Source organism: Caulobacter sp. GW822-FHT01G02 (assembly GCF_058802865.1).
Genome location: NZ_JBXAON010000001.1, coordinates 1 through 24,574, shown reverse-complemented (window position 1 = coordinate 24,574; position 24,574 = coordinate 1). Strand labels below are relative to the sequence as shown.

22 protein-coding genes and 1 pseudogene are annotated in these 24,574 nt (G+C 67.9%); 13 read left to right on the top strand and 10 right to left on the bottom strand.

What is annotated here, in order from left to right; genetic code table 11:
• Positions 1 to 29 precede the first annotated feature (29 nt).
• Positions 30 to 953 carry an AraC family transcriptional regulator gene (locus AC1RNC_RS00115; RefSeq protein ID WP_492882676.1) on the bottom strand — a complete coding sequence of 308 codons (924 nt, stop codon included), beginning with the start codon at positions 951 to 953 and terminating at the stop codon, positions 30 to 32.
• A 195-nt stretch (positions 954 to 1,148) separates the two neighbouring features.
• Here AC1RNC_RS00115 and AC1RNC_RS00110 point away from each other — a divergent pair, with 195 nt between their 5' ends.
• The gene (locus AC1RNC_RS00110; protein WP_492882675.1) at positions 1,149 to 2,192 is read left to right on the top strand and encodes an NAD(P)-dependent alcohol dehydrogenase; all 1,044 of its coding nucleotides are present in this window, start codon (positions 1,149 to 1,151) and stop codon (positions 2,190 to 2,192) included.
• A gap of 40 nt (positions 2,193 to 2,232) precedes the next feature.
• On the opposite strand, the gene AC1RNC_RS00105 is transcribed toward AC1RNC_RS00110, so the two are convergent.
• From AC1RNC_RS00105 to AC1RNC_RS00090, 4 genes are all read right to left on the bottom strand, one after another.
• Positions 2,233 to 2,757, bottom strand: coding sequence for a hypothetical protein (locus AC1RNC_RS00105; protein ID WP_492882674.1), 525 nt, complete (start codon positions 2,755 to 2,757; stop codon positions 2,233 to 2,235).
• Between the two features lie 84 nt (positions 2,758 to 2,841).
• Complete coding sequence (locus AC1RNC_RS00100) at positions 2,842 to 3,351, bottom strand: hypothetical protein (RefSeq protein ID WP_492882673.1); 510 nt, start codon at positions 3,349 to 3,351, stop codon at positions 2,842 to 2,844.
• A 193-nt stretch (positions 3,352 to 3,544) separates the two neighbouring features.
• Entirely contained in the window at positions 3,545 to 5,032 is a 1,488-nt protein-coding gene (gene argJ / locus AC1RNC_RS00095) for a bifunctional glutamate N-acetyltransferase/amino-acid acetyltransferase ArgJ (RefSeq protein ID WP_492884347.1), read from the bottom strand.
• A gap of 29 nt (positions 5,033 to 5,061) precedes the next feature.
• A complete protein-coding gene (locus AC1RNC_RS00090) occupies positions 5,062 to 6,000 on the bottom strand; it encodes a peptidylprolyl isomerase (protein ID WP_492884345.1) in 939 nt (312 codons plus the stop codon).
• A gap of 330 nt (positions 6,001 to 6,330) precedes the next feature.
• Here AC1RNC_RS00090 and secA point away from each other — a divergent pair, with 330 nt between their 5' ends.
• Positions 6,331 to 9,099 (top strand): preprotein translocase subunit SecA, encoded by a 2,769-nt coding sequence (gene secA / locus AC1RNC_RS00085; RefSeq protein WP_492882672.1) that lies wholly within the window; start codon positions 6,331 to 6,333, stop codon positions 9,097 to 9,099.
• 90 nt (positions 9,100 to 9,189) lie between these two features.
• On the opposite strand, the gene AC1RNC_RS00080 is transcribed toward secA, so the two are convergent.
• Both AC1RNC_RS00080 and AC1RNC_RS00075 read right to left on the bottom strand, forming a co-directional pair.
• Entirely contained in the window at positions 9,190 to 9,474 is a 285-nt protein-coding gene (locus tag AC1RNC_RS00080) for a GIY-YIG nuclease family protein (protein ID WP_492882670.1), read from the bottom strand.
• Between the two features lie 128 nt (positions 9,475 to 9,602).
• Positions 9,603 to 11,017: pseudogene (locus tag AC1RNC_RS00075) on the bottom strand (MFS transporter).
• Positions 11,018 to 11,090: 73 nt separating this feature from the next.
• On the opposite strand from AC1RNC_RS00075, the gene AC1RNC_RS00070 reads away from it, so the two are divergent.
• Positions 11,091 to 11,795 (top strand): ArsR/SmtB family transcription factor, encoded by a 705-nt coding sequence (locus tag AC1RNC_RS00070; RefSeq protein WP_492882668.1) that lies wholly within the window; start codon positions 11,091 to 11,093, stop codon positions 11,793 to 11,795.
• 165 nt (positions 11,796 to 11,960) lie between these two features.
• On the opposite strand, the gene AC1RNC_RS00065 is transcribed toward AC1RNC_RS00070, so the two are convergent.
• On the bottom strand, positions 11,961 to 13,019 hold the full coding sequence (locus AC1RNC_RS00065; RefSeq protein ID WP_492882666.1) for a DUF2855 family protein: 1,059 nt from the start codon (positions 13,017 to 13,019) through the stop codon (positions 11,961 to 11,963).
• Between the two features lie 208 nt (positions 13,020 to 13,227).
• On the opposite strand from AC1RNC_RS00065, the gene AC1RNC_RS00060 reads away from it, so the two are divergent.
• From AC1RNC_RS00060 to AC1RNC_RS00035, 6 genes are all read left to right on the top strand, one after another.
• The gene (locus AC1RNC_RS00060) at positions 13,228 to 14,124 is read left to right on the top strand and encodes an EamA family transporter (RefSeq protein WP_492882664.1); all 897 of its coding nucleotides are present in this window, start codon (positions 13,228 to 13,230) and stop codon (positions 14,122 to 14,124) included.
• A gap of 203 nt (positions 14,125 to 14,327) precedes the next feature.
• Positions 14,328 to 15,464: an epoxide hydrolase family protein gene (locus tag AC1RNC_RS00055; RefSeq protein WP_492882662.1), complete on the top strand. Its 1,137-nt coding sequence runs from the start codon at positions 14,328 to 14,330 to the stop codon at positions 15,462 to 15,464.
• Between the two features lie 121 nt (positions 15,465 to 15,585).
• Entirely contained in the window at positions 15,586 to 16,881 is a 1,296-nt protein-coding gene (locus AC1RNC_RS00050; RefSeq protein WP_492882660.1) for an O-acetylhomoserine aminocarboxypropyltransferase/cysteine synthase family protein, read from the top strand.
• Between the two features lie 63 nt (positions 16,882 to 16,944).
• Positions 16,945 to 17,970, top strand: a complete 1,026-nt coding sequence (locus AC1RNC_RS00045) for a beta-eliminating lyase-related protein (protein WP_492882659.1) — start codon at positions 16,945 to 16,947, stop codon at positions 17,968 to 17,970.
• An 87-nt stretch (positions 17,971 to 18,057) separates the two neighbouring features.
• On the top strand, positions 18,058 to 18,324 hold the full coding sequence (locus AC1RNC_RS00040) for a DUF4160 domain-containing protein (RefSeq protein ID WP_492882657.1): 267 nt from the start codon (positions 18,058 to 18,060) through the stop codon (positions 18,322 to 18,324).
• Positions 18,308 to 18,718 (top strand): DUF2442 domain-containing protein, encoded by a 411-nt coding sequence (locus tag AC1RNC_RS00035; protein ID WP_492882655.1) that lies wholly within the window; start codon positions 18,308 to 18,310, stop codon positions 18,716 to 18,718. Before AC1RNC_RS00040 ends, AC1RNC_RS00035 begins: the two co-directional genes overlap by 17 nt.
• On the opposite strand, the gene AC1RNC_RS00030 is transcribed toward AC1RNC_RS00035, so the two are convergent.
• Positions 18,715 to 20,940, bottom strand: coding sequence for a putative bifunctional diguanylate cyclase/phosphodiesterase (locus AC1RNC_RS00030; RefSeq protein ID WP_492882653.1), 2,226 nt, complete (start codon positions 20,938 to 20,940; stop codon positions 18,715 to 18,717). The two genes, AC1RNC_RS00035 and AC1RNC_RS00030, sit on opposite strands and share 4 nt — an antisense overlap.
• A 289-nt stretch (positions 20,941 to 21,229) precedes the next feature.
• Positions 21,230 to 21,589: a phage holin family protein gene (locus tag AC1RNC_RS00025; protein ID WP_492882651.1), complete on the bottom strand. Its 360-nt coding sequence runs from the start codon at positions 21,587 to 21,589 to the stop codon at positions 21,230 to 21,232.
• Between the two features lie 106 nt (positions 21,590 to 21,695).
• On the opposite strand from AC1RNC_RS00025, the gene AC1RNC_RS00020 reads away from it, so the two are divergent.
• From AC1RNC_RS00020 to AC1RNC_RS00005, 4 genes are all read left to right on the top strand, one after another.
• Positions 21,696 to 21,800, top strand: a complete 105-nt coding sequence (locus AC1RNC_RS00020) for a hypothetical protein (RefSeq protein ID WP_125155962.1) — start codon at positions 21,696 to 21,698, stop codon at positions 21,798 to 21,800.
• Positions 21,797 to 22,693 carry an RNA polymerase sigma factor RpoH gene (rpoH, locus tag AC1RNC_RS00015; protein ID WP_492882649.1) on the top strand — a complete coding sequence of 299 codons (897 nt, stop codon included), beginning with the start codon at positions 21,797 to 21,799 and terminating at the stop codon, positions 22,691 to 22,693. The genes AC1RNC_RS00020 and rpoH overlap by 4 nt, the downstream gene beginning before the upstream one ends.
• A gap of 282 nt (positions 22,694 to 22,975) precedes the next feature.
• Positions 22,976 to 23,677 (top strand): SMI1/KNR4 family protein, encoded by a 702-nt coding sequence (locus AC1RNC_RS00010; RefSeq protein WP_492882647.1) that lies wholly within the window; start codon positions 22,976 to 22,978, stop codon positions 23,675 to 23,677.
• A gap of 172 nt (positions 23,678 to 23,849) precedes the next feature.
• Positions 23,850 to 24,527 (top strand): alpha/beta fold hydrolase, encoded by a 678-nt coding sequence (locus AC1RNC_RS00005; RefSeq protein ID WP_492882645.1) that lies wholly within the window; start codon positions 23,850 to 23,852, stop codon positions 24,525 to 24,527.
• Positions 24,528 to 24,574 lie beyond the last annotated feature (47 nt).

Genomic DNA, 24,574 nt, shown 5'->3' with positions numbered 1-24,574 from the left:
CGCGATCAGCGGGCGAGTGGCAAGGCGCCCTACTCCGCCGCGATCGGGGCCCGCAGCGCCTCCAAGTCGCGAGCCGGCGGCAGGCCGTAGAGGCGGCGGTATTCGCGGCTGAACTGCGAGGGGCTCTGGTAGCCGACGGAGAAGCCGGCCGCGCCGACGTCAAGGCCCTCGACCAGCATCAGGCGGCGGGCCTCATAGAGCCGCAGCTGTTTCTGGTACTGCATCGGCGTCATGTTGGTGACGGCCTTGAAGTGGTGGTGCAGCGAGCTCTCGCTCATGCCCACGTGCTCGGCCAGGAGTTCGATCCGCAGCGGCTGGTCGAAATGCTGGCGCAGCCAGGCGACGGCGCGGGTGACCCGCTGGCCCTGGCCCTCGGCCATGGCGATATGCATCAGGCGCGCGCCCTGCGGACCGCTGAGCAGGCGGTAGAGGATCTCCTGCTCGATCAGCGGCGCCATCGCCGCCACGTCCCCAGGACGGTCCAGCAGGCGCAGCAGCCGCAGGGTGGCGTCCAGCAGTTCCGGCGAGGCCGGGTTCACCGCCACGCCGCGCACGCCGCCCGGCGGAGCGGCCGAGGCCTGCTCGGGCAGGCGACCGATCAGCTCGGCCAGGCGGGCCGGGTTGATCGCCACGCCGACGCACAGATGCGGCTCGGCGTCGCTGGCCTGGAGGATCCGCGCGGTGGCGGGCAGGTCCAGAGCCACCAGCAGGCAGTCGCCGACGCCGTAGTGCAGGTCCTGGTCGCCGACGGTCAGGCACTTGCGCCCGCCGGCCACCAGCCAGAACGACGGCCGCTGGTCGACGTGCAGCCGGCCGCTGGGGGAGCAGCGACGCGTCAGATAGAGGCCGTCGATCGCCGATTCCGGGCCGTCGTCCTTGGCGTAACGGGCGACCAGGCTGGCGATTTCGGCATAGACGGCCGCGCTGTCGGGGGCGTTGTCGGACGCGCTCAAGGGCTTGGTTTCCTGGGGTTTCGGACCATCGAACCTCTACGCCGCCGCGCGCGAGGCGAAAACCGCTCTCACAGCATTTTGCGGGATCGTGCATGAGCTTTGCAGGATCGGCATAACGCCGCCGCCCCGGCGCGTGGCAAACCTCCCGTCGTTCGATCCTCCCCGATCGGTCCCCAAACTCAAGGACACATTCCTATGGCCACCGCTAAAGGCTATGCGGCGCCCGCCGCCGGCGCGCCCCTGGCGCCGTTCAGCTTCGACCGTCGCGCGCCCAACGCCGACGACGTCGTCATCTCGATCAAGTACTGCGGCGTCTGCCACTCCGACATCCACATGGTCGACAACGGCTGGGGCCAGAGCGTCTATCCGATCGTGCCCGGCCACGAGGTCGCCGGCGTGGTCACCGCCGTCGGCGCCAATGTCACCAAGTTCAAGGAAGGCGACCATGTCGGCGTGGGCTGCTTCGTCGACAGCTGCGTGACCTGCAAGGAAGCCCGCGACCTGGACCGCGAGCAGTACCAGCCGGGCCTCGTCCTGACCTACAGCGGCTTCGAGCCGGGGTCGGACACCCCGACCTATGGCGGCTATTCCGACCACATGGTGGTCAAGGAAGACTACGTCCTGTCGATCCCGGAGAACCTGCCGCTAGACGCCGCCGCCCCGCTGCTGTGCGCCGGGATCACGCTCTATTCGCCCCTGCGCCACTGGAACGCCGGTCCCGGCAAGAAGGTCGCGATCCTGGGCATGGGCGGCCTTGGCCACATGGGCGTCAAGCTGGCCCACGCCATGGGCGCCGAAGTCACGGTGCTGAGCCAGACCCTGTCCAAGCAGGCCGACGGCCTGAGGATGGGCGCGTCGCACTACTACGCGACCAACGATCCCAAGACCTTCGAGACCCTGGCCGGGACCTTCGACCTGCTGATCTGCACGGTCTCGGCCGGCATCGACTGGGGGGCGTACCTGAACCTCCTGAAGGTCGACGGCGCCATGGTGCTGGTCGGCGCGCCGGAAGAGCCCGTGCCGCTGAACGCCTTCGCCCTGATCCCCGGCCGCCGCACCCTGGCCGGCTCGATGATCGGCTCGATCAAGGAAACCCAGGAGATGCTCGACTTCTGCGGCGAAAAGAACATCGTCGCCGACATCGAGGTCATCGCCATCGACCAGATCAACGAAGCCTACAAGCGCATGGCCAGGAGCGACGTGCGCTACCGCTTCGTGATCGACATGAGCACGCTGTAGCCGAAGGTCCCCTTCTCCCGCCAAGGGAGAAGGGGAATTCCTAGAACCGCGTCTTGCAGCCCTGGCGCAGATGCACGCCGCGCAGGAAGCCGCGCCGGGCCAAGCCCGCGTCGACCACCGCGTTCATGTGGCGGTCGGCCGGAGCCGCGCCGGTCATTTCGCGGACCAGGCCGCGGAACGGGATGATGCTGTTGATGATCGTCTTGCCGCCGGCCTCGGCCAGCTTGCCGGCGCGGTTCTCGGTATATTCGTTGCCGATCGTGTAGTCGGGACCCAGCACGGCGTTCAGCTGGGTGATCTCGCCGGCGATCGCCTTGCAGGTCTTCAGGCCCTGCAGGCTGTAGGGATTGTCGAACGCCTTCTCCAGGATCGGCGGGATATCGCGCTTGGAGATGCCGACGTCGCGCGCCGGCTGCGACCCGATATCCACGGCCTTCTTCTTGGCCTCGCCCCAACGGCCGCCCGGCTCGTCCGGCGTCGTCGGCGGCTTCATCTGGGCGTGGGCCGTCGGCGAGATCGCCAGGACGGCCACCGCTCCGATCATGACAAACAGTTTCCGAGACATGGCAACGCCCTCCAACCACACATGAACACCGATCAGGAACGGCAAGCTTGGCCGACGGTTCCCCTGGACGACAAGGCGTCCAAACTAGTTCGGCGGCGTCGCCGCTTCCAGGTCGAACGCGGCGTCGAAGGCGTCGTCGTTGGGAACCACCCCCTCGAGCGCGCTTTCGAACAGGCCCTCCAGCGCGTCCCAGATGAAGGTCAGCTGTTCCAGCACCGCCGGAACCTTGGCCGGATCGAAGCCCGGATAGAGATCCTCGACCAGCCACAGGCCGGTCTCGGCGTCGTAGCCGAAGCGGCAGCCGATCAGGCGGAACTGGGCCTTGGCCACGGTCTCGAACAGGGCCGTCAGGTCGCGGGCCTCGGCCAGATCCTCGGGATCCAGGACCAGGCAACGCGCCTGCAGCCAGCCATGGTCGGGCAGCAGGTAGTAGGCGCCGCCTCCGTCGTCATTGGCCCCGTCGTCATTGGCCTCCTCGCCGCCGGACACTTCCAGCCCGCGATCGATCGCCTCGACCACATAGCCGGCCTCGCGACAGGCCTTGGTCAGGTCGGCCAGCAGGGCGGCTTCCTGGTCGGGGGTGAGGTCGGTCATGGGGGAGAGCTCCTTACGCGATTGGCGTCGGGATTTAACGATAGCAGAAAAGCGCCGACCGCTTGTCATCCCGGAAGCCTCGCAGAGGCTGTCCGGGACCCAGGGGCTAGCGGCAGAGAAGCGGCCCCTGGGTCCCGGCTCTCCGCTTCGCTGCGGCCGGGATGACAAGGGTTTGGAATTTGGAACCGAGCCCCTAGCTCCGGTAGTCCCCGTTGATCGCCACGTACTGCTTGGTCAGGTCGCAGGTCCAGACCGTGGACGAGCCCTTGCCGACGCCGACGTCGACGCTGACCTCGAACTCCTGGTTCTTGACGTAGGCGCTCATCTTGGCTTCGTCGTATTCGGCCGAGACCAGGCCGTCGCGAGCGGCGTAGAGGTCGCCGAACTTGACGCTGATCTTCTCGCGGGCGACCGGCTCGTCGGCGCGGCCGACAGCCATGACGATGCGGCCCCAGTTGGCGTCCTCGCCGGCGAAGGCGGTCTTGACCAGCGGGCTCTCGGCGATGGTGCGGGCGATCTTGCGGGCGCTGGCCGGGCTCTCGGCGCCGTTGACGGTGATCTTGACGAACTTGGTGGCGCCCTCGCCGTCGCGGACCAGCTGCAGGGCCAGGTCCAGCAAGACGGCCTCCAGCTTCTCGCGGAAGTCGGCCAGGCGCCTGTCGCCGGCGCGGTGAATCTTGGGCGCGCCCGATTGCCCGGTGGCGAACAGCAGCAGGGTGTCGTTGGTCGAGCGGTCGCCGTCCACCGTCACGCAGTTGAAGGTCGTGCGGGTATAGAGGCTGACCAGGGTCTGCAGCGCCGCGGGCGCGATGGCCGCGTCGGTGGCCACGAAGGCCAGCATGGTGGCCATGTCGGGCGCGATCATGCCCGAGCCCTTGGCGATGCCGGCGATCTTCACTTCCACGCCGTCGATCAGCGCCGTGGCGTAGGCGCCTTTCGGGAAGGTGTCGGTGGTCATGATCGCCCGGCCCGCCTCGGCCCAGGCGTCGGCCTTCAGGCGGGCTTCGACCTCCGGCAGGCGGGCGGTGATCTTGCTGTCGTCCAGGATGACGCCGATGACGCCGGTCGAGGCCATCATCACGTCGCGCTGGCGACAGTCCAGGCGCTTGCCCACGGCCGTGGCCACGCGGCGCACGGCGTCGGCGCCGGGACGGCCGGTGAAGCTGTTGGCGCAGCCGGCGTTGACGACCAAGGCGCGGACGTCCGCGCCGCCGGTGGCGGCCAGCTGACGCTTGCACCAGTCGACGGGCGCCGAGCCGACGCCATGGCGGGTGAACACGCCCGCCGCCGACGTCCCCTCGGCGAAGCGCATGAGGACCAGGTCCTCGCGCTCGTGCTTGTAGAAGCCGGCGCGACCGGTGGCGATCTCGACGCCGGCGATCGGCGGGATCACCGGGAACGGCACGGCCAGGGGCGAGATCGCCAGTCCGGGCTTGCCCGCGCCCCCTGAGACGGGTTTGGCGGACGCCGGCTTGGCGGGGACCGGGGCGGTCGGGCTGACGAGGTCCTCGCCGGCCGATTTCTGGGCGCGGCGCAGACCGGCGCGCTTCAAGGCGGAGGTCAGAGGATCGACCAGGGCGCGCTCGATCGCGGCGCCGGCGGCGGCCACCGGATTGGCCGAACCCGGCGCGGCCTCGGGGGCCTTCGCGACGGTGGTCTTGCCCGAAGTCTTGCCGGCCATCTGGGGAGTCTTGGTCATGTGGGCCGCTCTTACTTCTTGGCGGGTTGGGCAGGTTGGACGGGCGCCGCCGCCGGCGGGGGAGCGCCCTGCGGCTCCGCCGGGGCGGACGCCGGTTCCTGGGCGCCGGTCGCGCCGGACACGTCCTGGGGCTTGGCGACCAGCATCTCGACCTTGGCCGAGCCGCGCAGCTTCTCGAGAATGTCGCGCACCTGGTCATAGGTCAGGAAGCGCACGATCTGCGGCCGGGCGGCCTCCAGGGTGATCGGCTCCTCGGTGCGCTTGTCCTCGACCTTGACGATGACCCAGCCGCCCTCGGCCGCGAACGGACCGACCAGCGTGCCCTTCTGGGCGTCCTTCAGGGCCACGCCATAGGGCTCGGGCATCACGTCCAGGGTGAAATAGCCCAGGTCGCCGCCATTGAAGCGGGTGGCCTGGTCGGTCGAGCGCTCCATGGCCAGGGCGTCGAACGAGGCCCCGGAGGCCAGCAGCTTCTTGATGCTGTCAGCCTCGGCCTGGCTGCCGACGATGATCTGGCGGGCGCGGATCTCTTCCGAGCGCTTCGAAAGCTTCTGCTGCTCGGCGTAGAGCTTGCGGATGGCGTCCTCGGTGACGGCCTTTTCGACGACGCCCTCGACCAGCATGTCGCCCAGGATGCGCTCGCGGGCGGCGGCCAGGCGGCGCTGGGCCACCGGATCCTTGTCGATCTTGCGCTTGGTGGCTTCCGAGGCCAGCAGCTTCTGGTCGATCACCTCGTCGAGGCGCTGGCGGAAGACCTCGCTGGAGATGTCCAGCGGCTCGCCCTCGCTGATCAGGCCCTGGGCCACGGCCTCGCGCTTGACGTCCGACGCCCAGATCACCTGGCCGTTGACGCGCGCCACCGCGGTGTCGCCAGGCTCCGGCGGCTTGTCGGCGACCTTGTTCTGGCCGCACGCGGCCAGCAACAAGGCGCAGGCGATGGCGCTGATCATACCGACGCGGCGGAAAGTGCTGTTCAAGGCCAAGATCTCCGGCTTTGCTGAAGCCGCTCTAGCGCGGTTTTTCGCCGAGAGGAAACGGCTTCGGCGCGGAAAGCGTTCGAGGCCCCGAAAACCGAGGCGGGACGGCCACTAATGGCCCCAGAAGCCTTACTTGCGCCAGGGTCTTCGCGTTGACACCAAGATGACCGGTGCTTAAGTCTCCGGCCGCACCGGAATAGCGGATTTATCCGCTGATCCAGCGCGACTTCATCTACCGTAGTCGAGGCCACACAGCCTTAGCGCCGGCCTCCTCGTCAAACCGTCCCACCGGATTCCCCCTGCATGCTTGGTCTCGCCAAAAAGCTCTTCGGCTCTTCCAACGAACGCAAGGTCAAGGCCTTCGCCGCGCGGGTGGTGAAGATCAACGCCTACGAAGCCGAGTACGCCGCCCTGTCGGACGAAGCCCTCAGGGGCAAGACCGCCGAGTTCAAGGCCCGCCTCGAAAAGGGCGAGACCCTCGACGATCTTCTGAACGAAGCCTTCGCCGTGGTGCGCGAGGCCGGCAAGCGCGTGCTGGGCATGCGCCACTTCGACGTCCAGATGGTCGGCGGCATGGTGCTGCACTTCTCGGGCATCTCGGAAATGCGCACGGGTGAAGGCAAGACCCTGGTCGCCACCCTGCCCACCTACCTCAACGCCCTGGAAGGCAAGGGCGTCCATGTCATCACCGTCAACGACTACCTGGCCCGGCGCGACGCCGACTGGATGGGCCAGATCTACACCTTCCTGGGCCTCAGCTATGGCGTGATCGTCAACGGCCTGAGCCAGGGTGAGCGTCAGCGCGCCTATCGCAGCGACATCACCTACGGCACCAACAACGAATTCGGCTTCGACTACCTGCGCGACAACCTCGTCTACAGCGTCGATGAGATGGTCCAGCGCGGCCACAACTTCGTCATCGTCGACGAAGTGGACTCGATCCTGATCGACGAAGCCCGCACCCCGCTGATCATCTCGGGTCCCACCGAAGACCGCAGCGAGTTCTACAAGACGATCGACGTGCTGGTGAAGCAGCTGATCCAGGACAAGGGCACGTACGACCACGACGAGAAGCAGAAGCAGGTCATCCTGACCGAGGACGGCCAGGAAAAGATCGAAGAGATCCTGATGTCGGGCGGCCACCTGGCCGAGGACTCGGCGGGCCTCTACGACGCGGCCAACGTCTCGGTGGTGCACCACGTCAACCAGGCCCTGCGCGCCAACGTGCTGTACACGCGCGACAAGGACTACATCGTCAAGGGCGGCGAGGTCATCCTGATCGACGAGTTCACCGGCCGCATGATGACCGGCCGCCGCCTGTCGGAAGGCCTGCACCAGGCCATCGAGGCCAAGGAAGGCGCCGACGTCCAGCCCGAGAACCAGACCCTGGCCTCGGTGACCATCCAGAACTACTTCCGCCTCTACAAGAAACTGTCGGGCATGACCGGCACGGCGTCGACGGAAGCTCAGGAATTCGACGACATCTACAAGATGACCGTCTCGGAAATCCCGACCAACCGCGTCATCAAGCGCATCGACGACGACGACGAGGTCTATCGCACCGAGCGCGAGAAGAACGAGGCCATCCTCAAGCAGATCGCCGACTGCCACGTGCGCGGCCAGCCGATCCTGGTCGGCACCGTGTCGATCGAGAAGTCGGAAGAGCTGTCCAAGCTGCTGTCCAGCTTCTCGTTCGAGAACAACGGCAAGAAGCAGAAGGGCATCCCGCACCAGGTGCTGAACGCCCGCTTCCACGAGCAGGAAGCCGGCATCGTCGCCGACGCGGGCGTGCCCGGCGCGGTGACCATCGCCACCAACATGGCCGGCCGCGGCACCGACATCCAGTTGGGCGGCAATATCGACATGCGCCTGGCCAACTGGCGCCAACAGCAGAAGGGCATGGGCCTGGAGGTCACCCACGAGGACGAGGTCGAGGAGCGCAAGCGCCTCGAGGCCGAGATCGTCGTCGCCCGGGAACAGGCGCTGGCCGCCGGCGGCCTGTTCGTGCTGGGCACCGAGCGCCACGAAAGCCGCCGTATCGACAACCAGCTGCGCGGCCGCACCGGCCGTCAGGGCGACCCGGGCCGGTCGAAGTTCTTCCTGTCGTGCGAGGACGACCTGCTGCGCATCTTCGCCGGCGAACGCCTGGACGCGATCATGCGCACCTTCGGCGTCCAGGAAGGCGAGGCGATCACCCACAAGTGGCTGAACAACGCCATCGCCACGGCCCAGAAGCGCGTCGAGCAGCGCAACTACGAGATCCGCAAGAACCTCCTGAAGTACGACGACGTCGTCAACGACCAGCGCAAGGCCGTGTTCGAGCAGCGCCAGGAGTTCATGGAAAGCGACGACCTCTCGGACATCATCGTCGAGATGCGCCACGACACGATCGACGACCTGATCGCCCGTCACCTGCCGCCCAAGGCCTATGCCGAGCAGTGGGACGTCGAGGGCCTGAAGGAACGCGTCCAGTCGATCCTGGGCCTGGACCTGCCGATCGAGACCTGGGCCGCCGAGGAAGGCATCGCCGACGAGGAGATCAAGGACCGCATCGTCAAGGCCGCCGACGACTACGCCGCCCAGCGCGAAGTGATCATCACGCCCGAGCAAATGCGCTCGGTCGAGAAGAACTTCCTGCTACAGATGATCGACCTGCAGTGGCGCGAGCACCTGATGCACCTGGATCACCTGCGCAACGTCATCGGCCTGCGCGGCTATGGCCAGCGCGATCCGCTGAACGAGTACAAGACCGAAGCCTTCTCGCTGTTCGAAAAGCTGCTGGGCGACCTGCGCACCAACACCACCCGCTGGCTGATGACGGTCGAGATCGCCTATGCCGAGCCGGAGATCCCGCATTCGTCGCTGGAGAACCTGGTCGAGGTCCACCTGGACCCGCTGACCGGCGAGAACGCCGCCGTCGCTGGCGAGATCCCGGACGGCCTGTCGCCGCAACAGCGCCAGGCCCTGCCGATCTCGTCCCTGCCGGAGGAGTGGGAACGCACCAACCGCAACGCGCCCTGCCCCTGCGGCTCGGGCAAGAAGTTCAAGCAGTGCCACGGCTCGCTGGTGTGAGCGGGAACTGAGGTCGAAACGAAGGGCGCCGGACGTTTCGTTCGGCGCCCTTTCGCGTTCAGGGGTGAGGAAGCAGCATGGGTCTGGATCTCAGCCGATGAACTCCAGCGCCAGATCCTTCCACTCCGGATTGACGGTCTCGATCAACCGCAATTTCCAGACCCGCCGCCATTCCTTGATCCGCCGCTCGCGGATCACTGCGCTTTCCCGGCTGTCGTGGACTTCACACCATACGAGCATCGTGCAGCCATATTTGGCGGTGAACCCGCTCACCCGGCTCTGATGCTCGAAGACCCGGCGGCCGATGTCGTCCGTCGAGCCGACGTAGAGCGTTCCGTTGCGACGACTGGCCATGATGTAGACGAAGAACGCCATGGTCGGAGCTTAAGATGAAGCACTCATATAACAACTTATAAGATTATTTAATCCCGTCTTCCCGGCGAAAGCCGGGATCCAGATGGAAGAGCGCTGGGGTGATTTCTATGAGCTCAGAGGTCTTCCAATCAGCCCCAGCGCCTTGAGATCTGGGCCCCGGCTTTCGCCGGGGAGACGGGATTTGTTATCGAGCTTTGGAAGGCGCCAAAAGCACCGCCGCCGCCCCGACCAGGATCACCGCCGCGCTGATACCTGACACCCGCAACCCCGTCGCCACGTCCGCCCCCGCCAGCGCCCCGAAGATCGCCACCCCGGCCGCGCCGCCGACCTGGCGGCAGGCGTTGAGGGTTCCCGAGGCCGCGCCGGCGTCGTGTCGATCGACGCTGGCCAACAGGCCGCTGGTCAGGGCCGGGATCGCCAAGCCCATGCCGCCGGGGATCAAAGCAAAGCCGGGCAGCATCTCCAGCATGCCGCTGTCCGCGCCCAGCCGGGCGGTCAGGCCGTAGCCGCAGGCGGCGATCAGCACGCCGCCGGTCGTCACCGTCCTGGCCCCCAGCCGCGCCACCAGGCGGCCGCTGACCAGGTTCGACAACACGAAGGTCGCCGTCAGCGGCAGGAAGGCGATCCCGGCCTTGCCCGGCGCCCAGTGCAGGGCGCGCAGCATGTAGAGGCCCAGCACGAAGATCAGGCCGTAATAGGTGAAGTTCAGGGCCGATCCGACCACCACCGCCGTCCAGGCCGGGCGCTTGCGGAAGGCCGCCAGCGGCATGGCCGGATGCCTGGCCCTCCGCTCGAACAACACGAAGGCGGCGGCCAGGAGCAGGCCGGCGATCAAAGCCGCCAGCGGCCCCCCGTTCCAGCCGCGATGTCCCCCTTCGATCAGCCCGCCGACCAGCAGAGTGACCGCGGCGACGGCCAGGACCTGACCGGGGATGTCGAACGGGACCCTGGGCCTGGGCGGCGTCTTGGGGGCGACAAGCTGGGTCAGCACCGCCCCGGCCAAGCAGAGCGGCAGGTTGACGAAGAACACCCAGCGCCAGCCGACCGCCTCGACCAGCAGGCCGCCCAGCACCGGTCCGGCGGCGATCGACACCCCGCCGGCGGCGGTCCACCAGCCGACGGCGGCGGCGCGCGCCTTGTCGTCGCCGTGCGCCGCGTGGGCGATCAGCGCCAGCGATGGCGGGATCAGCAGCGCCCCGGCCGCGCCTTGCGCCACCCGGGCCAGGATCAGCGCCAGCGGACTTCCCGCGAAGCCGCAGGCGGCCGAGGCCAGGCCGAACAGCGCCAGCCCCGCCATGAACGCCCGCTTGGGTCCGACCCGGTCGCCGATCGCGCCGGCCGACAGCAGCATGGCCGCCAGGGCCAGCACATAGGCGTCGACCACCCATTGCAGCTGCGCGGTCGGGGCGTCGAAGGCCTTGCCGATGGCGTCCAGCGCGACATTGACGATGGTCACGTCCAGCTGCGTGACCAGGAAGCCGAAGCTGGCGGCGGCGGTAATCCAGCCGAGACGGGAGGGCTTGGTGCTCATGGCCTCCGTCATGCCCCGGTCCGGCGCGCGATTGCTACACGCGCCGATGAACCATTCCGGCGGCGATCGGTCTAGGATGCCGATCATGGACGCCAACATCGCCTCCCCCGCCGCCCTGATCGGCGACCCGACCCGCGCGGCCATGCTGCAGGCCCTGCAGGACGGCCGCGCCCAACCCGCCAGCGCCCTGGCCTGGGCCGCCGGCGTCACCGCCCAGGCGGCCAGCAATCACCTCTCCAAGCTGGTCGACGGCGGCCTGCTGGCGGTCGAGCGCGAGGGCCGGCATCGGTACTACAGGCTGGCCAGCGCCGAGGTGGCCCACGCGATCGAGGCGCTGTCGGTGCTGGCCGCGCCGGTGCGCTCCCTGGAGATCCCGCGCTCGCCCAAGGCCCGGGCGCTGCGGGACGCGCGGTGCTGCTACGGCCATCTGGCGGGGCGTCTGGGCGTGAAGGTCTGCGAAGCGCTGGTCGACCGCGACCTGATCCGACCGGCGGATGGAAAACTCTACGACGTCACGGCCGAAGGGCGACGCTGGTTCGAGGACCTGGGCGTCGCCGTGGACGCCCTGCGCTCGCCGCGCGGCGTCGCCCGCCAATGCCTGGACTGGACCGAGCGGCGGCATCACCTGGCCGGACCGCTGGGGGTGAAGCTGCTGGCGGCGATGACGGCGCGCGGCTGGCTGGCGCTGGAGGCCAAGGGGCGCGCGGTCAGGGTGACGGCCGAGGGGGCGCTGGCTTTGCGGGAGCGGCTGGGGTTGAGCCTGGAGGATGAGGGACGGGTCGCGGCTTAGGGATTATCCTCTCCTCCCCCTCTTGGGGGAGGGGGACCGCCGAACGGCGGTGGAGGGGGTCAGCCGCGGCGAGCGCGCCACCGCTTCGCGGACTCCCTCCGTCTCGATGCGTATTCGCATCGATCCACCTCCCCCTAATGGGGAGGAGAGCCCCCCGCGCGCCTCCTAAGGCCGCAGGACCACGCCCACATCCGCCGGCGTCCCGCCGTCCACCTGCGCCAGGTACGCCGCCTGGACGGCCTCGCGGCCCTGTCCGGTCTCCACCTTCAGCCACCGCGGCGCATCGGCCACGAACCCGCTCCACGCCGCGCCATAGCGTCGCTCGAATTCCCCCGGCGCCCAGTCCTGCCGCCGCTTGGCGATGCGGTCCGGGGCGAAGAAGAAGGCCGGCGTCGGGCCGGGCAACGCCCCGCCGCCTGTCTTGGGCGCCTGCCAGTGGGTGCCGCCGACCAGGATCGAGGCCTTCAGCGCATCGGCGAACCGGTTGTGAACGCTCGCCAGCACCGCCGCATCGCCCGCGAAGTCGACGAAGGCCGCCGGTCCCTCGATCGGCGCCGTCGCCAGGTCGTCGTACAGCACGACCTGATCGTAGAACCCCAGCCCTTCGACGAAGGCCTTGTTGCGTGGGGAGGTCAGGCCCACGACCTTGACCCCGCCGCGCCGCTTCAGCAGCGCCGCCAGGCCGATCGCCGTCTTGGACGAGGCGCTGGACAGGATCACGCTGGCCGCGCCGTAGAAGCCGTGCTCGTCGAACTGGTCGTCGATCAGGAACGCGGTGGTGAACAGCGGCTGCAACAGCGCCTTGTGCGCCTCCAGACCATCGTCCTCGCCCACCGCCTGATACTGGTTGTAGACCACCGCCAGATGCTGGCGGTGCGGCGCCACGTCGGTGAAGCCGGTCTTGCCCGGCTTGGCCAGCACCGTCAGATGCGTCGACATCGGCCAGTAGCCATAGAACCTCTGACCGACCGCGATGTCCGGGTGGGCCGAGGCCTCGACCCGGGCGTGACCCCAGACCGGCACCCGGCCGAAGCCGTCCGGGCCGGGGAAGAAGTCCCAGTACTTCATCGCCTCGCCGAACACGGCGTAGGTGATGTTGTTGGCCGTCAGGGCGAAGCTCTCGATCGCCAGCCGCACCTCGCCATCGTTCAGCGGCGCGGGCGCGGCGTCACGGAATTCCGTGCGGCGCAGGTCGCTCTTGGCGACGACGAAATCCCAGGCCATGCGTAGCCTCCCAGCTTCATTTGACCGGAGTTAGCGGGAGGCCGCGCGGCAAGTCAAACACACGTTTGACCTCAGATCACCCGCCGCCACGGGGCGACACGGCGGCGCGCTCAGGAGCGGTGCGATTGTCACGGGGACAATGTTTCCGTTGCGACGCGTGGCGCGAGGGTTCAGGTCGGGACCAGTCCAGCTCGCGATTGGAACCGCCATGACCGCCACGCCCCTGCCCTTGCGCCACTTCCTGCTGGCCCTGGCCGTGGTGGCGGTGTGGGGCACCAATTTCGTGGTCATTCGCATCGGCCTGAACCATCTGCCGCCGCTGCTGTTCGCCACCTTGCGCTTCTGCATGGTGCTGGTTCCGATGGTGTTCATCGTCAAGCGGCCGGCGGTGTCGTGGAAAAACCTCGCGGCCTATGGCCTGCTGATCGGGGCGGGGCAGTTCGGCCTGCTGTTCGTGGCCATGAAGGGCCACATCTCGCCGGGCCTGGCCTCGCTGATCCTGCAGACCCAGGTGTTCTTCACCATCGGCATGGCCATGTGGATCAGCAAGGAGCGGATCCAGGGCTTCCAGGTCGCGGCCCTGCTGCTGGCCGTCGCCGGCATCGTGGTGATCGCCGCCCACGGCGGCGGGGCGGCCACGCCGCTGGGCGTGATGCTGGGCCTGCTGGCCGCGCTCAGCTGGTCGGGCGGCAACATCGTCGCGCGCCAGGCCGGGCCGGTGAACATGCTGGGCTACGTCGTCTGGGCCAGCCTGTTCTCGATCCCGCCGCTGTTCGCCATGTCGCTGTGGCTGGAAGGCTGGCCGGCCATCGTTCAGGGCGTGACCAGCGCCAGCCTCGGAACCTGGCTCGCCGTGGCCTGGCAGGCCGTGGGCAACACCATGTTCGGCTATGCCGCCTGGGGCTGGCTGCTGGCCCGGCACCCGGCCGCGACGGTGACCCCGATGGCCCTGCTGGTGCCGGTGTTCGGCATGAGCGCTTCGGCCCTGGTGCTGGGCGAGGGCCTGCCGGCCTGGAAGCTGATCGCCGCGGCGCTGGTGCTGACGGGCCTGGCGGTGAACATGCTGTGGCCGAAGGTGCGGATGAAGTTCCTGGCGGCGGCCTGATACCCATACCCGTCTCCCCGGCGAAGGCCGGGGTCCAGATCGAACTCACGAGTCTCGGTGGGCCGGGCAACGATCGTCGGCGCATCATGCCAAACTGCTCCGGATGAATCTGGGCCCCGGCCTTCGCCGGGGAAACGGGGGTTGGGATACTTGACCTCCCCCGCGTCACCCGCCTGACCCTGCCTCAAAACAGGGAGGCCGCCATGACGCCGTTCGAGGTGAACTGGACCCGCGAGGCCATCGACAAGGTCCTCGCCCAGGTTCGCGCCTATGAGTTCCCGCCGGCGCCGGAAGGCGGCGGCTGGGGCTATGGCTGTGACGCGGATTTCCTGAAAGCGCTCTGCGCCTACTGGACCGACGGCTTCGACGTCGCGGCGGCGCAGGCCAACCTCAACCGTTTCCCGCAGTTCACCGCGACGATCGAGGATCTCGACATCCACTTCGTCCACGTGGTCGGCGAGGCGAAGGGCAAGCGGCCGCTGCTGATCAGCCACGGCTGGCCGGGCAGTCACTTCGAGTTCTGGGACGCCATAGAGCCCCTGGCCTTCCCCTCGCGCCACGGCGGCGATCCGGCCGACGCCTTCGATCTCGTCATCCCGTCGCTGCCGGGCTTCGGATTTTCGGGAAAGCCCAAGCGCCCGCTCGGCCAGCGCGCCACGGCGCGGATCTTCGACACGCTGATGACGCAGGTCCTCGGCTACCCGACCTATCTCGCCCAGGGCGGCGACTGGGGCGGCCTCGTCACCTCGTGGCTGGGCCTGGACCACGCCGCGCATGTGAAGGCCATCCACCTCAACATGATCGGCCTGCGCCCAGCCGGACCGCCGACGACGCCAGAGGAGATCGCCTGGATCACCGACTTCGGCGCCCAGATGGACGCCTACGGCGCCTATTTTCGCTTGCAAGCGAGCAAGCCGCAGTCCGTCGCCTGGCTGGGGGCCAACAACCCCGTCGGCCAGGCCGCCTGGATCCTGGAGCGCTTCCACGACTGGGCCGACCTGTCGACCAAGCCGTTCGAGCGGGTGTTCACGCGCGACCAGCTGCTGACCAACCTGATGCTCTATGTGATGACCGGCGGGTTCACGACCGGCGCCTGGTACTATCGCGGGATGCTGGAGGAAGGCGGCCCCGTCCTGGCGCAGGGCCAGCGCTGCGAGACGCCCACCGCCTTCGCCAACTTCCCCGGCGAGAGCATCTACAAGCCCCCGCCGCGCTCGTGGGCCGACCGCGCCTACAACATCACCCGCTGGACCGACCAACCGCGCGGCGGCCACTTCGCGGCGATGGAGGAGCCGGGGCTGTTCGTCGACGACGTGCGGGCCTGGGCGCGGAGCTTATAGGCGCGCGCGCGACCTGAAGATTTTCTGACCCGTCGGCGAGAATATCCGACCACTTCGCCCGCTCCCGCGCGGCTAAGGTCGCGCCCGTCGTCGCCTGGATTACAAGTACGAGGAAACGCCGATGTCCGACCGCAAGCTCCACCCCGAAACCCTGGCTCTGCACGCCGGCTGGCGCGCCGATCCCGCCACGGGGGCCGTGGCCCCGCCGATCTACCAGACGACCTCGTACCAGTTCGAAAGCGCCGAGCACGCGGCCGACCTGTTCGCCCTGCGCAAGCTCGGCAATATCTATACGCGGCTGGGCAACCCCACGACCGACATCCTGGAGCAGCGTCTGGCGGCTCTTGAAGGCGGCGCCGCGGCCCTGGCCGTCGCTTCGGGCCAGGCGGCCTCGGCCCTGGCGATCCAGAACCTGGCCCGGGCCGGCGACAACATCGTCAGCTCGACCGACCTCTATGGCGGCACCTGGAACCTGTTCGCCAACACCCTGCGCGACCAGGGGATCGAGGTCCGCTTCGTCGATCCGCAGGACCCGCAGGCCTTCGCCCGCGCCACCGACGAACGCACCCGCGCCTACTACGCCGAGACCCTGCCCAACCCGAAACTGACCGTCTTCCCGATCGCCGAGGTGGCGCAGATCGGCCGCGAGCTGGGCGTCCCCCTGATCGTCGACAACACCGCCGCCCCGCTGCTGGCCCGACCGCTGGAGCACGGCGCGGCGATCGTCGTCTATTCGACCACCAAATATATCGGCGGCCACGGCACCTCGATCGGCGGCGTCATCATCGACGGCGGCAATTTCGACTGGACGGCCCATCCCGAGCGCAGCCCGACCCTGAACACGCCCGACCCCAGCTATCACGGCGCGGTGTGGTCGGAGGCCGCCAAGCCGCTGGGTCCGATCGCCTATGTCCTGCGCGCCCGCACGGTGCTGCTGCGCGACCTGGGCGCGGCCCTGTCGCCGTTCAACGCCTTCCAGATCCTGCAAGGGCTGGAGACCCTGCCGCTGCGCATCACCCGCCATAGCGAGAACGCCGCCGCCGTGGCCCAGGCGCTTTCCCAGACGCCGGGCGTGACGCGCGTGATCCACCCCAGCGTTCAGACCGGCCTCCAGCGCGAGCGCGCCGACCGCTATCTGTCGGGCGGCTATGGCGGCCTCGTCGGCTTCGAGCTGGCCGGCGGACGCGAGGCGGGCCGCAAGTTCATCGACGCGCTGAAATTGTTCTACCACGTGGCCAATATCGGCGACGCGCGCAGCCTGGCGATCCACCCGGCCTCGACCACCCACTCGCAGCTCAGCGCCGAGGAGCAGGCGGCGACGGGGGTGTCCGACGGCTATGTGCGCCTGTCGATCGGCCTGGAGCACATCGACGACATCCTGGCCGACCTGAACCAGGCCTTGGCGGCGGCCCAGTAGGTCGATCGCCCGCCGCGCGGGTTCCGCTTGCCCGGAGCCCGCGAGCGCCTCTATCCAGAGGACATGACAAGCCACCGCTACGATTTCGCCTCCGACAACGTCGCCGGCGCCATGCCCGAGGTGATGGAGGCCCTGGTCGCCGCCAATGCCGGGACGGCCTCGGGCTACGGGACCGACCACATCAGCAAGGCCGCCGGCGACCGTATCCGCGCCCTGCTGGACGCCGACGCCGAGGTCAGGTTCACGGCCTCGGGCACGGCGGCCAACGCCTTCGCCCTGACCCTGCTGGCCGCCCCGCACGAAGCGGTGCTGGCCCACGAGCACGCTCACATCTGCACCGACGAGACCGGCGCCCCGGGCTTCTTCAGCCAGGGCGGCGGACTGATCGGCCTGCCGGGCGCCTCGGGCAAGATCGCGCTGGCGGGTCTCGAGGCGGCCCTGGCGCGGCCCGAGGTCTCGTACAACCAGCCCGCCAACGCCCTGTCCCTGACCACCGCCACCGAATACGGCACGGTCTATTCGGAGGCGCATCTGCGGGCGCTGATCGCCCCGGTGAAGGCCAAGGGCTATGGCGTCCACCTGGACGGCGCCCGCCTGGCCAACGCCGTGGCCGCCGGCTTCGACCTGAAGAGCGTGGCCAGGATGGGCGTCGATATCCTGGTGATGGGCGGCACCAAGGCCGGCTCGACCCCGACCGAGGCCGTGGTGTTCCTCAACCCCGATCACGCCCGACGCCTGGACGCGCGCCTCAAGCACGCCGGCCAGCTGGTGTCCAAGGGCCGCTTCCTGGCCGCCCCGTGGCTGGGCCTGCTGGGCGAGGACGGCTCCACCGGTCCCTGGGCCGCTCGCGCCGCCCACGCCAACGCCATGGCCCGCAAGCTGGCCGACCTGATGCCGTTTCCGATCAAGCACCCGGTCGAGGCCAACGGCGTCTTCGTCGAGATGGACGACCCCACCCTGGAGCGCCTGCGCGGCGAAGGCTGGTTCGTCTATCGCTTCCTGGACGGGACCGTGCGCTTCATGTGCTCGTGGGCGACGACGCCGGAAATGGTCGACGACCTGGGCGCGGCGCTGGGGCGGGTGGCCTAACGCCTGACGCTTGTCAGCACATATAAACATCCATAGGTTGAGATTATCGCAAAAATTCCCAATCGCTTGGGTTTTTGGTAGTCTCGCATGGTCACGTTGCTGCGCTACGGCAGGATACGGGTCGTCATCTATTCGGAAGACCATCGACCGAGCCATGTGCATGTCGTTGGAGCCGATCAGGCGGCAATTCTGTTCCTGAACTGCAATGACGATCCGCTCTCGCATGGCCCCGTCGCCATTCGGGAGAGCTACGGCTTCCTGGCGCGGGAACTGGCGCCAATCATCGAACAGGTCGAGGCCAACCTCGATCTGCTCTGCACGGAATGGAGACGCGTGCATGGCGATTACCGATGAAGAGATCGAAGCGGCGACGCGACGTGGCGAGGCTTCGCGGGCCCAAAGCCCCCAGGCCGTGGCGGCGCGTTATGACTCCGCGCGAGGCCTCGTGGAAATCGCCCTGGCGAACGGCGCCTTCTTCAGTTTTCCCCCACACCTCGCCCAGGCGCTGCAAGATGCGACGACCGTCCAACTGAAGACGGTCGAGATCGTCGGCGCGGGCACGGGGCTGCACTTCCCGGCGATCGACGCCGATCTCTACATCCCCGCCCTGATCGAGGGCGTCTTTGGCTCGAAGGCCTGGATGGCGGCCCGAATGGGTCAGCAGGGTGGTCTCGCGCGGACCGACAGCAAGGCCGCGGCCGCAAGGGCGAATGGCAAGCTGGGCGGTCGACCGCGAAAGACGGGCTAAGTCCCGAGCCGCTGTAACCCCTCATCCCCCCACGCCTGCGGCGCGGGTCCCTCCTTCTCCCTCTGGGAGAAGGTGACAACGGGGGCCGCGGCCGCTTCAGCCGCCGCGCTGGCGCTCGTCTCGGTGATCCCCAGCAGCTTGGCGATCTCGCTGGCCGGGGCCGGGCGGCTGATGAAATAGCCCTGGATCTCGGCGCAGCCCTGGCCGCGCAGGGCGTTGAGCTGCTCCAGGGTCTCGACGCCCTCGGCCGTGGTGACGATGCCCATCGACGAGCCGAGGTCCAGCACGGCCTTGATGATGGCCATGGCGTCGCTGTCTTCCAGGATGTCGCGGACGAAGGTCTGGTCGATCTTGATCTTGTCGAACGGGAAGCTGCGCAGATAGCTGAGCGAGCTGTAGCCCGTGCCGAAGTCGTCCATCGAGATCCGCACGCCCAGGGCCTTCAGGTCGTGCAGCATCGACATGTTGGCGGCGCTGTCCTGCAGCAGCACCGACTCGGTGATCTCCAGCTCCAGGCGCTCAGCCGGCAGGCCCGAGGCGGCCAGAGCCGAGACGACGGTGCGCACCAGGCCCCGGTCGCGGAACTGGGCCGGCGACAGGTTCACCGCCAGGCGCACGTGATCGGGCCATCGGGCCGCTTCCGCGCAGGCCGTGCGCAGCACCCAATCGCCCAGCGGGACGATCAGGCCGATCTCCTCGGCCAGCGGGATGAAGTCGGCCGGCGAGACCATGCCCCGGTCGGGGTGGCGCCAGCGCAGCAGAGCCTCGCAGCCCGTCACCCGCTCGTCGCCCAGATTGTACAGCGGCTGATAGTAGAGCTCGAACTCGCCGGCCGTCAGGGCCCGGCGCAGATCGAGCTCAAGCGCGCGGCGGGCCTGCAGCTGCTCGTCCATGGCGCGTTCGAAGAAGTGGAAGGCGCCGCGACCGTCGGCCTTGGCGCGATAGAGGGCCATGTCGGCCTTCTTCAGCAGTTCGTCGGCGTCCTCGCCGTCCGACGGCGCGGCGGCGACGCCGACGCTGGCGCCGATCACCACCTGGTGACCCTGCAGGTCGAACGGCGCCGACATCGCCTCGACGATGCGCTCGGCCAGGCGCGTGGCGCCGGTCATGTCGGACAGGCCGGCCTGGACCACCGCGAACTCGTCGCCGCCCAGGCGGGCCACGGTGTCGCCTTCGCGCACGCAGCTACGCAGCCGTTCGGCGGCGACGCGCAGCAGCTCGTCGCCCAGCGGGTGGCCCAGGGTGTCGTTGACGGTCTTGAAGCGATCCAGGTCGATGAAGTGCACGGCCAGCTGGTCGCCCTTTCGGGCGCGGCGGGCCAGGGCCTCGGACAGGTGTCGCTGGAACAGCACGCGGTTGGGCAGCTCGGTCAGCGGATCATAGTGCGCCAGGCGCGCGATCTGGGCCTCGGCCCGCTTGCGTTCGGCGATGTCTTCCGAAACGCCCAGCAGGTATTCGGCCTGCCCCTCGGCGTTGCGCAGGGCGATCTTCTTGGTGCGGAGGATGGCCATGCCGCCGTCCTTGCGCGGCACGTGGTCTTCCTCGATCACGCGGACCTCGCCCGACTCCAGGACCTCGCGGTCGCGCTCGACATAGAGCGCCGCCAGCTCGGCGTCGTGGAAGTCGGCGTCGGTCTTGCCGATCACCTCGGCGCGGGGCCGGCCCAGCATTTTCTCGCCGGCGCGGTTCAGCAGCACATAGCTGTGATCGTCGGCGCGCTTGACGAACACCATCGAGGGCATGGCCTCGACAATGGCGGTCATGAAGGTTTCAGCGCGCTCGACATCGGCCTTGGCGGCGGCCAGATCGGCCACGCCCCGGCGGTTGGTCTCGTTGGCGGCCTGCAGCAGACCCAGCACCGTGCCAACGCCGAGATACCGGCCCCCCTCGGTGACGATGAAGCCGCGCAGCAGGTCGGACGCCCGGTACGACAGGCTGTCGCTGGTGAAGTCGGCCAGGGCCGTGTCGGCGTCGACGACCAGCGGCTCGCTGTCCATCAGCGTCGAGATCGGACGGTTGGCGTAGAGGGCGCGGCCGTATTCGGCGGCCATGCGCAGGAAGAAGGCGTTGCGTTCGACCAGGCCGATCGGGCGGTCGTCGGCGTCGACGACGGGCACGATCAGGGTGTCGGGCTCCTCACGGAACCGTTCGTACAGGGCTTTGCCGAGATCGTCCTGACGCGCGGGGGTCAGGGAAGAAACGGTATCCCGCAGGGTGAACATGGCAACGCCTCCACTCGCGGAGGGAGGGATCATTTCCTCGGCTAACAGCGTGCTAATGGTCCCGCTTGAACGGGGTTATTTCGCGAAAACTTCATGGCGACGTCACAGTGCTTGCGGGCCCGTTTACCGTTCCCGTCTACTCTGACTGGCGACCTGAACCCGGCGCCCGTTATCCATGAAAATCCCGGGCCGGGAAATCCTCTCGGGAAATCCTCTGGCGGGGCGAGCTTGACCACCGGCTCCTCCGATCGTCGAACGCGGCGCCCGCGGGCGCCCCCGGACGGCGTGATCAGCCCATTTCCTTCCTGGCGTCCCCCAGCAGCACCTGGCCAACCCAGCTGACGATCCCCGTCACCACGGCCGCCTGCACCCCGGCCCACAGGCCGTTCACCGCCAGACCGTCCAGGAACCAGGCCACCAGCCCGATCATCGCCGCGTTCACCACCAGCAGGAACAGGCCCAGGGTCAGGAGGGTCAGCGGGAAGGTCAGGACGGTGACCACCGGCCGGACGATGGCGTTGACGATCCCCAGCAGCAGGCCGGCGATCAGCAGGGTCTTCCAGCCGTCGGCCGTGACGCCGGGCACGATGCGCGCGGCCAGCCACAGGCCGGCGGCGGCGATCAGGATGCGGAAGATGAAACGGAACATGCGGCGCGACTCCCCTCTCGATGGACGGAGATTGGCCCAATCCCGCCCCCGATCAAAGTGACGCCGCATTCGTACAATATCCCAGCGGGCAACTCGGACATTACAAATGCGTTACCACTCTTCCAACCGCCGTTTCGCGAACTATCTAGTCCCTCGTGTGGGGGATGATCGCGCGCGATTGGCGAGCGGATCCGCACGCAAGGGGATATGAAAAGTATGGCCGTGAATTCTCTATCGGTGATGTCGCCGGACGGCGGCCTGTCGCGATACCTCACCGAGATCCGCAAGTTCCCGATGCTGCCCAAGGACGAGGAGTTCATGCTCGCCCAGCGTTGGAAAGAGCATCAGGACTCCGAAGCCGCCCACAAGATGGTCACGTCGCACCTGCGTCTCGTGGCCAAGATCGCCATGGGCTATCGCGGCTACGGCCTGCCGATCGGCGAGGTGATCTCTGAAGGCAATGTCGGCCTGATGCAGGCCGTCAAGAAGTTCGAGCCCGATAAGGGCTTCCGCCTGGCCACCTACGCCATGTGGTGGATCCGCGCCTCGATCCAGGAATACATCCTGCGCTCGTGGTCGCTGGTGAAGATGGGCACGACCGCCGCGCAGAAGAAGCTGTTCTTCAACCTGCGCAAGGCCAAGAGCCAGATCGAAGCCTTCCAGGACGGCGACCTGCGTCCCGACCAGGTCAGCGCCATCGCCACCAAGCTGGGCGTGCTGGACAGCGAGGTCATCTCGATGAACCGCCGCCTGTCGGGTCCCGACGCCTCGCTGAACGCGCCGCTGCGCGCCGACGGCGAAAGCGAGTGGCAGGACTGGCTGGCCGACGACGACCAGGTGTCGCAAGAGACCGTCGTCGCCGAGAACGAGGAGAAGTCGCTGCGGATGTCGCTTCTGGAAGAAGCGATGGTCGAGCTGACCGACCGCGAGCGTCACATCCTGACCGAGCGCCGCCTGAAGGACGACCCGACCACCCTGGAAGAACTGGCCGCCCAGTACGGCGTCAGCCGCGAACGCGTCCGCCAGATCGAGGTCCGGGCGTTCGAGAAGCTGCAGAAGACCATGCGCGAGGCGGCGATCGCCAAGAACATGGTGGATGCGTAAGGCTAGAGCTCACGTCAGTGAGACGGAAAGGGGCGCTCGCCGAGCGCCCCTTTTTTCGCTGCGCCACGGTCCTGAAGGTCCGGTTGCCGGCAAGGCGCCGGCGGCGAATTTCGACCCTAGTCGGACCTTCGCCCCGCCCGCTTTTCGGCGCGGCGCCCGAGGTCCGGTTTCAGGCGCGGACCAGGTTTCCGCACTCGACCCATGGCTGAAGTTGGGAAGGTCCGCACGTCGGTAGCAGTCCAAGCATGGCGACGCCTTGGAACCTGAGCTAGCCTGCGCATTATGGGCAACTCGACGCTTGAAACCCTCCGTTACACTGAAGGTGTTCAGTTTATCCCGCCGCTGTCTCAGGCCGAGCTCGCTTCCGCTGGAAGTGAGTTGGGCGCTTCGCTTCCGCCGGACCACATCGCCTTCTTGGAGGAGGCCAATGGTGCGACGGCGTATTGGGGCTATTTCCGCATCTTCGGGCTTGGGCGAGATCGCGCGGGTATAAGCGCGTGGAACGCTCAAGATTGCTGGAAGTTTGCATGGCAGGGGCGGTGCGACGAATACCTCTGCTTTGCGGAAACCGCCTGGGGCGATCAGTATGCCTATTCGCTGACTGAGACTGGTCCCACGTCTGTGTATGTCCTTGATGCCCTCGCAATGTCGGCAACAAGAGTGGCAGAATCGTTCTCGGAGTTCCTAGCAAGCGAGTTCCTTCGCTGCGCGCGCGATCCCTATGACGTCGTGCTGAAGGAGGTAAAGGAGAGGCTCGGGCCCTTGCTACTTGCCGATCACATTGCATACGTACCCTCCCCACTGATCGGCGGTGAAGATCATGCCAAAGGAGTGATGCGACTGCCCGCGCGGGCTGCGATGATCATAAACGGCGACATAGCGGTTCAACTCGACGCGGCATCGCCCAACGCTGAGCTGATTGAAGTCTCGGACGTATTGGACGTCCAAGGGCGGCCGCGTGTCAAACTCATCTGGAGCAAGTGAATTACGTCGCCGAGCCTGCTTCCCGCACGAAGGCTAACGTCTCTTTCCCACCCCGAACAGACGATGGGCAGGTCCGCTATCGGACGTCTGCGGCCGGCTTTGCTTGTATCGGTGTGCTCCCTCATCTCCAGGCGGGAATGACCGAGCTTTTTATGGTGCTATGAGCACGGCAATGACCGACACGACCGCTCCCCTCCCGCAGTTGATCCTCCTGCCTGGCCTGCTCAACGACGCCGCGCTGTGGCGGGACCAGATCAGCGGCCTCTCCGACGTCGCCCGGCCGTGGGTCCCCGACCTGACGCCCTACGCCACGATCCGCGACATGGCGCGAAGCGTGCTGGAGAAGGCCGAGCCGACCTTCGCCCTGGCCGGGTTCTCGATGGGCGGCTACGTGGCCCAGGAGATCGCGCGGATCGCGCCCCAGCGCATCGAGCGGCTGGCCCTGCTGGACACCTCGATGCGCGTCGACACGGCCGAGCGCGCCGCCCAGCGCCGGGCCCTGAACAAGGCGGCCGCCAAGGGCGGGACGTTCCTGGGGATCGGCCAGGCGATCATGAAGAGCTATGTCGACGCCTCGCGCCTGGACGACGCCGACCTGACCGGCCGCATCGTCGACATGACCCAGCGCCTGGGCCGTGAGGTCTTCCTGCGCCAGAACAGCCTGGAGCGCGAGGACGGCGAGGCGGCGCTGAAGGCCCTGCGCGTGCCGCTGGTGGTCATTGTCGGCGAGAACGACCAGATCACGCCCGCCGCCGGTCATCGCGCGATGGCGGCGGCGATCGGCTGTTCGCACCTGCTGGTCATCCCCAACACCGGCCACTGTCGCTGCAACTTGGGTCGATCCCACTAAGGCATTGAAAACCTTATAGATCGACCCAAGCCACAACCTGAGAAAAC

Coding starts and splice junctions, on each gene's coding strand:
- AC1RNC_RS00110 (WP_492882675.1), top strand. CDS start 1,149: ATGGCCACCGCTAAAGGCTATGCGGCGCCCGCCGCCGGCGCGCCCCTG.
- AC1RNC_RS00105 (WP_492882674.1), bottom strand. CDS start 2,757: ATGTCTCGGAAACTGTTTGTCATGATCGGAGCGGTGGCCGTCCTGGCG.
- AC1RNC_RS00100 (WP_492882673.1), bottom strand. CDS start 3,351: ATGACCGACCTCACCCCCGACCAGGAAGCCGCCCTGCTGGCCGACCTG.
- argJ (WP_492884347.1), bottom strand. CDS start 5,032: ATGGCCGGCAAGACTTCGGGCAAGACCACCGTCGCGAAGGCCCCCGAG.
- AC1RNC_RS00090 (WP_492884345.1), bottom strand. CDS start 6,000: ATGATCAGCGCCATCGCCTGCGCCTTGTTGCTGGCCGCGTGCGGCCAG.
- secA (WP_492882672.1), top strand. CDS start 6,331: ATGCTTGGTCTCGCCAAAAAGCTCTTCGGCTCTTCCAACGAACGCAAG.
- AC1RNC_RS00080 (WP_492882670.1), bottom strand. CDS start 9,474: ATGGCGTTCTTCGTCTACATCATGGCCAGTCGTCGCAACGGAACGCTC.
- AC1RNC_RS00070 (WP_492882668.1), top strand. CDS start 11,091: ATGGACGCCAACATCGCCTCCCCCGCCGCCCTGATCGGCGACCCGACC.
- AC1RNC_RS00065 (WP_492882666.1), bottom strand. CDS start 13,019: ATGGCCTGGGATTTCGTCGTCGCCAAGAGCGACCTGCGCCGCACGGAA.
- AC1RNC_RS00060 (WP_492882664.1), top strand. CDS start 13,228: ATGACCGCCACGCCCCTGCCCTTGCGCCACTTCCTGCTGGCCCTGGCC.
- AC1RNC_RS00055 (WP_492882662.1), top strand. CDS start 14,328: ATGACGCCGTTCGAGGTGAACTGGACCCGCGAGGCCATCGACAAGGTC.
- AC1RNC_RS00050 (WP_492882660.1), top strand. CDS start 15,586: ATGTCCGACCGCAAGCTCCACCCCGAAACCCTGGCTCTGCACGCCGGC.
- AC1RNC_RS00045 (WP_492882659.1), top strand. CDS start 16,945: ATGACAAGCCACCGCTACGATTTCGCCTCCGACAACGTCGCCGGCGCC.
- AC1RNC_RS00040 (WP_492882657.1), top strand. CDS start 18,058: ATGGTCACGTTGCTGCGCTACGGCAGGATACGGGTCGTCATCTATTCG.
- AC1RNC_RS00035 (WP_492882655.1), top strand. CDS start 18,308: ATGGCGATTACCGATGAAGAGATCGAAGCGGCGACGCGACGTGGCGAG.
- AC1RNC_RS00030 (WP_492882653.1), bottom strand. CDS start 20,940: ATGTTCACCCTGCGGGATACCGTTTCTTCCCTGACCCCCGCGCGTCAG.
- AC1RNC_RS00025 (WP_492882651.1), bottom strand. CDS start 21,589: ATGTTCCGTTTCATCTTCCGCATCCTGATCGCCGCCGCCGGCCTGTGG.
- AC1RNC_RS00020 (WP_125155962.1), top strand. CDS start 21,696: ATGCGTTACCACTCTTCCAACCGCCGTTTCGCGAACTATCTAGTCCCT.
- rpoH (WP_492882649.1), top strand. CDS start 21,797: ATGAAAAGTATGGCCGTGAATTCTCTATCGGTGATGTCGCCGGACGGC.
- AC1RNC_RS00010 (WP_492882647.1), top strand. CDS start 22,976: ATGGGCAACTCGACGCTTGAAACCCTCCGTTACACTGAAGGTGTTCAG.
- AC1RNC_RS00005 (WP_492882645.1), top strand. CDS start 23,850: ATGACCGACACGACCGCTCCCCTCCCGCAGTTGATCCTCCTGCCTGGC.